The sequence below is a fragment of the Paenibacillus sp. LS-5 genome (assembly GCF_056121505.1).
The window spans coordinates 101,183-109,816 of sequence record NZ_JBWAVA010000019.1 but is presented as its reverse complement, the minus strand read 5'-3'; the positions used below and the strand labels follow the sequence as shown (position 1 = coordinate 109,816).

The window sequence follows — 8,634 nt, the reverse complement described above, 5'->3', positions numbered from 1 at the left end:
CGCACCCTCACCCCCGGCACGCTGCCGGAGGTGAGGGTCACCCCACTGGCCGGCGCGCTGAGCGCCCCGCCGCGGAAGACCCAGCCGCCGCTTGGCGCAGCGGCTGGAAGCCCCGCCGCAGGACTTGCGGCGGGTATGGCTTCGCCGGCGGGCGGGCGCCGCCGGCTCGGGAAGGCCGCAGCGGTGCTGGACGCTGCGGCGGAGCTGCTGCGCCGCGAGCCGGCCATGGCCTCGGCCGCGCGCAGCCTGGCGGCACGGGCGGCGGATCTCGCCGGCGGCCGCTTCACGCTGGCGCTGTTCGGAGCGTTCAGCGCCGGCAAGTCCTCCTTCGCCAATGCACTGTTGGGCGAAGAGGTGCTGCCTGTGTCGCCTCACCCTGCCACAGCAGCGGTGAACCGCATCTTGGCCCCGGAAGGAGACTTCCTTCACGCCAGTGCGGTAGTCACCATGAAGAGTGCGGAGGATTTCTGGGAGGATATCCTCCATTCCTTCAGCGTGCTGCAGCTTGCCGAGCCGCAGCCGGAGAGCTGGATTAGCAGCGCTGCGAACCTTGAAGTCAGCGGGCTCCATCCTTCGGCATTGCCGCATGCCGGATTTCTGCGGGCAGCCGCGGCAGGCTGGAAGGAGTCCGGACCCTTGCTCGGAAGCGTCCGCACGGTCGATCTGCAGGAATATCGGCTGTTAGTTGCTGAAGAGACGCGGGCCTGCTTCATCCAGGGAATAGATCTTTATTACGACTGTCCTTTAACGGCCAGCGGTATCGTGCTGGTGGATACGCCTGGGGCAGATTCACTCCATGCACGTCATACGGGAGTAACCTTTGGTTATATGAAGAGTGCCGACGCGATATGTTTTGTGACCTATTACAATCATGCGTTTTCCAAGGCGGATAGAGGCCTGCTCACCCAATTGGGCCGGATCAAAGACAGCTTTGCGCTGGATAAAATGTTTTTTATCATCAATGCTTCGGATCTGGCCTCGGATGAGGAAGAGCTGCAGGAGGTTCAGCGGCATGTCGCGCAGAATCTTCGCGCTGGAGGTCTGACTGCACCGCAAATGTACTCTCTCTCCAGCCTGCTTGCCCTGGAAGGGAAGACGACAAATAATCAGGAGATCTATGAAGCTTCCCGGTTCAGCAGTTTCGAGCAGGCACTTGCCCAATTCGCTGGCGGAGAGCTGCCGAAGCTGGCATTGGCAGGAGCCAGAGATAGCCTTGGCACCGTCCGGCGCAGGACGGAGGAGTGGCAGGAGAAGGCGCGTCAGGCGGCAGGTCAGCGTGAAGTGCAAATGAGGGAGCTGCAAGAGCAGCGGAGCCAGGCAGAACGACGATTGGTTCAACTGGTCTCTGAGGAGCGGCCGCGCCGAGACTTGCGCCGGGAAGGTGAGGAATTGCTGTATCATGTCCGTCAGCGGATCTCCTTCTCCTTCGGCCAATTCTATCAGGAATCGTTCCATCCCTCTCTGCTTCGTGAAGACGGCGGTCATCTGAAGGATATCTTTACAGCTTGCGGAAGAGAGCTGGAACGGACGATCCAGCGTGAGCTGGAGCAGGAGCTGTGGGCCACCACGCTCCGTCTGGAGGCTGCCGGACGCCGTATGGTGCACTCAGCCGCCATCGCTGCCGCTGAAGAATTATCTATACCCGCAGAAGAGCTTCAGTTCCTTCAGAATGATAAAGAGCCTTGGCCAGCCCCGGCCAAGCTGGAAGTCAGACTGGAGCCGCTGGATTGGTCAGCGCTGTGGAGCCGCTTCAAATCACCGCGCCATTTCTTCGAAGGGACTGGCCGTAATGAAGTCAGAGCGGGTGCGGAGCCCGGGATGAAGGAAGCCGTGGCCGCGGCGGCTGAAGGGCAGGAAAGCTTGTTGCTTGAATTCTACGCAGGAAGCCTGGACACCGCGTTCTCCAGGGTGGTGAAGGTGCTGCGTGAGAATCTGTCCGAGCGGGAAGCAGCGATCACAGAACTCCTGGAAGGGGGTGATTCTGCAGAGCACTGGAGCCATCTTAGCAGCGAACTCCTGCAACTCGAACAAGCTTTGGGCGATATCGTGGACAACAATCTGTGAAGTTTGTAGGAAAATGTCGAAGAAAACTTGCATTCTGACTGAGGATGGAAGAAAATAAAGGAGCCTGAAAATTTACAATTTGAACTGCATCGTTTACAGAAACATAGAACGCAGCATTCAAATTGCCGAAAGAGGTTGGAATCGACAATGTGGGGAGCTCCTTTTTCAGCCCGAAGCCGTAAGCTGTTGCTCTTGGGCAGCGGGGAATTGGGTAAGGAAGTCATTATCGAAGCTCAGCGCCTTGGCGTAGAGACCGTAGCTGTGGATCGTTATGCAGATGCACCCGCCATGGGAGTGGCTCATCGTTCCCATGTCATTGATATGCTTGATGCGGATGCACTGAAAAAGCTGATTCGTGACGAGAAGCCGGATCTGATTGTTCCGGAGATCGAAGCGATTGCTACGCATGCACTGCAGGAGCTGGAGCAAGAAGGGTTCTTCGTAGTCCCTACTGCACGTGCAGCCCGCCTGACTATGGACCGGGAAGGCATTCGCCGGCTAGCCGCCGAGGAGCTTGGCCTGCCTACAGCAGCCTACCGCTTCGCGGATAGTCTGGACGAGCTGCGGCAGGCCATAGAGATCCTGGGCACCCCATGTGTAATAAAGCCGATCATGAGTTCTTCCGGCAAAGGGCAAAGCGTCTGCAGGAAGCCCGAGGATGCTGAGAACTGCTGGAATACGGCACTGGAAGGTGCACGTGCCAAAGGAACTAGAGTCATTGTAGAAGCCTTTGTGACCTTCGAGAGCGAGATCACATTACTCACCGTACGTTCAGTCAGTGGTACAGTATTCTGTCCTCCGATCGGACATATCCAGAAGGACGGCGACTATGTGGAGTCCTGGCAGCCTCATCAGATGAGTACGGCTGAGTGGGCCGAGGCTCAAGAAATCGCCCGGGCCGTAACAGACCAGCTGGGCGGATATGGAATTTTCGGCGTGGAATTGTTTCTTACGGATCATGGTGTATTGTTCAGCGAAGTCTCGCCTAGACCGCATGATACCGGCATGGTTACCATGATTACTCAGGATTTATCAGAATTTGCTCTGCATGTCAGAGCCATTCTTGGATTTCCGCTCGACTCGGTGCAATTGCTGTCACCGGGCGCATCAGCAACATTGAAGGCAGACACAGCCGGACAAGCTTTTAGAATAACCGGTATTGGTGAGGCGCTGGCGCTTCCCCGTACTCAGATTCGAGTGTTCGGCAAACCGGAGATCCGCCCTGGACGGCGGATGGCCGTAGCGTTAAGTGCAGCGGAAGATGTGGAAATCGCGCGGACGGCAGCCAAACAGGCAGCGTCTATGCTAAAAGTGGAGGTAATTGAGGATGAACAGTAGTACTCAGGAGCAAGTACTGCAGATTCGCAAATGCGGCTTGAATGATCTGGAGAGAGTGACAGCCCTTCTGCGGGAATTCGGCTATCCGACAACGCTTAGCGTGATGAAAGAAAGAATGGAAGACATGGAGACGGATCCTTTCCACTGCACACTCGTCGCAGAACTGGATAATGAAGTTGTGGGAATGATTGGACTACGGAAGGTAAGATCCTATTACAAGCATGCAGACTGTATTATGGAGATAACCGCATTGATCGTAGCAGAGGAGCTTAGAGGCAACGGTCTTGGCAAAAGACTGGTGGCTTCAGCAGAGGATTGGGCACGCCAGCAAGGATGCTGTCAGCTTTTCCTTAGAAGCGGCAATCGGGTGGAGCGTTCGCCGGCACATGCGTTTTACCGTCATATCGGATTCGAGAAAACTGCCGGCTACCGCTTCAACAAATCATTGCTATAGACCCATACGCACCAATCATCCCCATCCCGGTTCAAGCGGGATGGTTTTTTTTTGCCCTGTTGTTCTGTTAATTAGTTCCATGGCTCTATACGCGTATGTATTCTTTAGATTACCTTCACAAATCCACCTTCCCTAACTTAACCATAGATTGAGCCGTTCGAATCAGATAGAATGGTGTAGAGTGACATAAACCTGATTCAAAGAGGGATGAAGTATGTATAAATTGATTCTGGCCGAAGACGAAGAAGAGGTTAGAGAAGGAATTATCGCACAGATCGACTGGGAGCACTACGGGTTTGAGGTTGTAGATCAGGCAGAGAACGGACGGGAAGCCGCGGATTCTATTGACCGGCTGATGCCGGATGTCGTCGTAACTGATATCCAGATGCCCTTTATGAACGGGTTGCAGTTGGCGGAGTGGATTCGCAGCCGTCATCCCAATACGAAAATAATTATTCTGACCGGATATGATGAATTCGAATACGCCCAGAAGGCGATCAAGCTGCAAATAGATGAATATCTCTTAAAGCCGTTTTCTGCTCAGGAGCTGATTGACGTTCTGCTTAAGGTAAGGTCAGGGATAGAGGCTGAGATTGCCGAGAAGGAGAATGTATTTTTGCTCAGCGAGCATTACCGCAAAAGTCTGCCGGTGCTCCGTGAGCAGTTTCTCTCCTCGCTGGTCTCCCGCAGACTTCCAGCCGCTGAGATTGCCGGGAAGAGTTCGGAATACGGCATTGAATTAGACGGTGAGCTGTTTCAGGCTTCTGTGATCCGCGTGGATTATATCCGCGAAGGTGCAGGAGAGGCTATAACCGGCAAAAAGCCGTTATCGCTCAGAGATACGGGTGAACGTAATCTTCAACTGTTCGCTGTACTGAATATTGCTGAAGAAATATGCCAAAGACATGGATTCGGTAAAGTATTCATTTACCGCGATGATGTGGTGCTCCTCTCACTCAGCGAAGACAGGGATGAAGCCGTCATTACCGGAAGAACCTATGCGATTCTCGAAGAAATCCGCCAGAACGTGCAGCGTTATCTTAAGCTGACTGTGACAGCGGGTTCCGGTACGGCCTGCAAATCCCCTTCACTCCTGTCCCATTCGTTCCACGATGCGCTACAGGCACTGGATTACCGTCAAATCCTTGGGAATAATAGAGTAATCTGGATCGAAGATGTGGAATCCCGGGTAGGACGCATGCTGGCGTATGACGAGTTGACCCAGCAGTCGCTGACCCGCACCATCAAGCTGGGCACCCTTCAGGAATTGAAGGAGGTAGTGGACGAGCTGTTTGAAGGATTGGATGCGGCCCAGGTGAGTACGCAGGAGTATCAGATTTTTCTTCTGGAAGTGATCACTACGATTCTTAGGGTGGCCAAGGAATCAGGTAGTGAGATGAGTGATTTTAGCGGCTTAGGATTCTCTTCCCTAACGGAGATTCAGAAGTTTAATAATATGGGTGAAGCCAAAGAATGGATAATCGGTGTGTGCAGCCGGCTTATGGATTCCATAGCGTCAGAGCGGCAGTCCAGTTACAGACAGCTAGTAGACCAGGCCAAGGACTATATCCGCAGCCATTATGAGGAGTCCGATATATCGATCGGCAGAGTCTGCCAGCATTTGCATATCAGTACCGGCTATTTCAGCAGTATTTTCAAGAAAGAAATGAAGATGACTTTTGTCAGCTACCTGCTGCAGATCCGGCTGGAAGCAGCTAAGGAGCTGTTGCGCTCGACAGAGCTTAAGGCCTTTGAAATCGCTGAAAAAATCGGTTTTGCCGATCCGAATTATTTCAGCTTCTGCTTTCGCAAGAAATACGGTCAATCACCTAAAGAGTACAAAAACAGCTCCCGGGGAGGATAAGCCATGAATAAACCGAAGGCTTATTTTTTTCCGCTTCGCCCGCAGCCGCACAAGAAGGGGAAGCTTCGCTGGTCCTCCAAGCTGCGGAGTATCCAGCTCATTATTACACTTACCTTTACGGCGGTCACTGTGCTCGTTGCAGTGATCGTTAGTTTTATGCTGTACAACAAATTTGCCACAACCGCCGAGAATAATGCCAATATGAACATGCAGCAGATTATCGAGCAGGTGAATTACAACCTGGAGCTGTATGTTAAAGGGATGGGGAGTATTTTTGAAACAGCGGAGAAGCAGATTACAGCCAGCCCTTCGATTGATTCTCCCTTGCTTGCTGAGCGGATGGATACGCTGATGAGCAGCCGTGAGGATCTCGTCTCAGTGGCGGTGTTCACACCGCAGGGGAAATATGTAGTCGGGACTCCGGGCCAGAGCATGCGGCTCAATACCCAGCTGCAAAGTCAAAGCTGGTTCACATCAGCGAACAAAAACCCGCAGATTTCCTACTCTCCCCCCCATATCCAGAATTTGTTCAAGGGACGTTATACCTGGGTGGTCTCTATCAGTAAAAAGATTGAATACAAAGAAAACGGGCTGGCCAAAACCGGCGTTTTGCTGATCGATTTCAACTTCCGTACGATAGATCAGCTCAGCAGACAGGTTAAACTGGGCAATAGAGGTTACGCTTACATCCTTGATCCCCAAGGCAACATTGTATACCACCCGCAGCAGCAGCTGATTTATGCCGGGTTGAAGTATGAGAATGTAGAGCCGGTACTGGCGTATGAATACCGCAGCTATCTGGATGAATCGACAGGAGAGAAACGGTTTATCACGGTACGTACACTGGCTCAGACAGGCTGGAAGATCGTCGGTGTGGCCTATTATGATGAGATTGTAACCACCAAACGCGATTTGAACCATTTTTTGATCTGGTTTCTGGGCTTCGTTATCTTGGGTGTCATCGTGTTATCCATCTTCTTGTCCTGGCTGATTGCCAGTCCCATCCGCAAGCTGGAACGGACGGTTAAGCTGGTTGGCGAAGGGGATCTGAACTCGCCAATCGATGTCAGCGGCCCTTACGAGGTGGAACAGCTGTCCCGGCGCTTTAACTTGATGCTCCAGCGGATCAGACAGTTAATGGACCAGATTATCTACGAGCAGGAGACCAAGCGCAAAGGTGAGCTTGAAGTTCTGCAATCCCAGATCAACCCCCATTTTCTGTATAACACGCTTAATTCGGTAATCCGGCTCGCGGAACGCGGTAAAACAGATGAAGTGGTCACAATGATCCAGTCCCTGTCCAAATTTTTCCGCATCAGCCTAAGCAAAGGGAAAAATATGATTACTATGCAGGAGGAGCTCGATCATATCCGGCATTACCTGGTTATTCAGAGCTTTCGCTTTAAGAATAGATTCCGTTATGAGATTAAAGCGCAGGATGAGGTCCTGCCTTGCCAGACGATTAAGCTGATTCTGCAGCCTATTGTTGAGAACGCTCTTTACCATGGTATCGAGATGATGCCTGATGAAGGTCTGATTACGATTACAGCGGAATTGCAGGAAGGTCTGATAGTTATCCGGATCAGCGACAATGGGCTTGGCATGAATCCAGAGACACTAAAAACGATTCTCAGCGGAGGCAAAAGCAGCGGGGGTTCAGGTGTAGGTGTCCGGAATGTGAATGAACGGATCGGACTTGTCTATGGACGTGAATTCGGGCTTACCTTTGAGAGTGAGATTGAAGAGGGTACTACGGTTACGATCATCTTTCCTGCGGTCCGGGCCCAGGAGGGTCTAGAAGAAGGAAAGGAGGAATCCGTATGATGAGAGGCTTACGCATAGGGGTGATTTTGCTGATATGTGCGGTGTTGGGGGTTATGGTTACCTCCTGCCTGGGCACTTCTCCGGCCTATATCAGCACTGCCAAAACACGCAACGTGCACATGATTGTAAAAATGAACAGAGGCGATTACTGGAACACCGTGAAGCTGGGCGCAGAGGCCGCTGCGAAGGAGTTCAATGTGAAGCTGACCTTTAAGGCCCCGGATTCCGAGAGCGACATTGACGAGCAAATCTCGATGGTGAAGGACTCCATCAAGCAGAAGGCGGATGTGATTATCCTTGCAGCGAGCAGTTATATGGGGCTTGCACAGGTTGTGGACCAGGCAGAATATTATAAGATTCCGGTCATTTCGGTAGATGCAGAGGTAGGTTCAGCCAAGGTGAAATCCTATGTAGGCTCAAACGGCTATGAGGCCGGGCAGAAATCTGCAGAAAGGCTGATTGAGCTTTTGAATGGCTACGGGGAGGTTGGAATTATTAATTTCACCAATTCCAGCGGAAATCAAGCTCCCTCTGGAACAATTGATTATGGCGCACGGGATGCAAATGAACGGGAAATGGGTTTTTTGAACTATGCAGCGCGTTTTCCTGATGTCAGGGTCGTGCAGATTTCCTATACTTCATCCAATACCAGCGAAGCGGAACAACTGACCCGGGATATGCTGCTGAAGCACCCTGACCTCCGCGGAATTGCTACTCTGAATGAAACGGCCTCTCAGGGGGCAGGCAAAGTGATCCAGGAACTGGGCTACAGCAAGTTGAAGATGGTCGCCTTCGACAGTTCTCCGTCAATGATGGAGCTGCTGCAGAATGGTACGGTTCAGGCAACAGTTATCCAGAATCCCTTCAGTAACGGATATTTGGCTGTGAAATATGCCGTGGAAGCCGCTGAGGGCATTAATGTGCCTGAGCGTGTCGATACAGGTACCAAACTAATCGATCTGGAGAACATGCTATGGCCGGAGAACCAGAAATTATTATTTCCTTTTGTCCGGTAGATCGCTTACATCATTAGAATTTTTATAAAAGTGAGTAGGATTTTATATTCGCAACCGCTTTCACGTCGGGCATA

The 8,634-nt window shown here is 52.2% G+C and carries 6 protein-coding genes; all 6 read left to right on the top strand.

The window, feature by feature from the left end:
* A partial coding sequence (locus tag AC0MA3_RS22540) for a dynamin family protein (protein ID WP_474657867.1) occupies window positions 1–2,064 on the top strand: 2,064 nt, incomplete at its 5' end.
* A gap of 147 nt (window positions 2,065–2,211) precedes the next feature.
* Window positions 2,212–3,402: a formate-dependent phosphoribosylglycinamide formyltransferase gene (purT, locus tag AC0MA3_RS22535; protein WP_474657873.1), complete on the top strand. Its 1,191-nt coding sequence runs from the start codon at window positions 2,212–2,214 to the stop codon at window positions 3,400–3,402.
* Entirely contained in the window at window positions 3,392–3,856 is a 465-nt protein-coding gene (locus tag AC0MA3_RS22530) for a GNAT family N-acetyltransferase (protein WP_379150645.1), read from the top strand. Before purT ends, AC0MA3_RS22530 begins: the two co-directional genes overlap by 11 nt.
* Window positions 3,857–4,070: 214 nt before the next feature.
* A complete protein-coding gene (locus AC0MA3_RS22525) occupies window positions 4,071–5,720 on the top strand; it encodes a response regulator (RefSeq protein ID WP_379150649.1) in 1,650 nt (549 codons plus the stop codon).
* A 3-nt stretch (window positions 5,721–5,723) separates the two neighbouring features.
* Window positions 5,724–7,544 carry a sensor histidine kinase gene (locus AC0MA3_RS22520; protein WP_474657866.1) on the top strand — a complete coding sequence of 607 codons (1,821 nt, stop codon included), beginning with the start codon at window positions 5,724–5,726 and terminating at the stop codon, window positions 7,542–7,544.
* Window positions 7,541–8,560: a substrate-binding domain-containing protein gene (locus tag AC0MA3_RS22515; protein ID WP_474657865.1), complete on the top strand. Its 1,020-nt coding sequence runs from the start codon at window positions 7,541–7,543 to the stop codon at window positions 8,558–8,560. The genes AC0MA3_RS22520 and AC0MA3_RS22515 overlap by 4 nt, the downstream gene beginning before the upstream one ends.
* The last annotated feature ends 74 nt before the right edge of the window (window positions 8,561–8,634 follow it).

What these genes read in the sequence shown, in the direction of transcription:
- purT (WP_474657873.1), top strand. Translation starts at nt 2,212, where the DNA reads ATGTGGGGAGCTCCTTTTTCAGCCCGAAGCCGTAAGCTGTTGCTCTTG.
- AC0MA3_RS22530 (WP_379150645.1), top strand. Translation starts at nt 3,392, where the DNA reads ATGAACAGTAGTACTCAGGAGCAAGTACTGCAGATTCGCAAATGCGGC.
- AC0MA3_RS22525 (WP_379150649.1), top strand. Translation starts at nt 4,071, where the DNA reads ATGTATAAATTGATTCTGGCCGAAGACGAAGAAGAGGTTAGAGAAGGA.
- AC0MA3_RS22520 (WP_474657866.1), top strand. Translation starts at nt 5,724, where the DNA reads ATGAATAAACCGAAGGCTTATTTTTTTCCGCTTCGCCCGCAGCCGCAC.
- AC0MA3_RS22515 (WP_474657865.1), top strand. Translation starts at nt 7,541, where the DNA reads ATGATGAGAGGCTTACGCATAGGGGTGATTTTGCTGATATGTGCGGTG.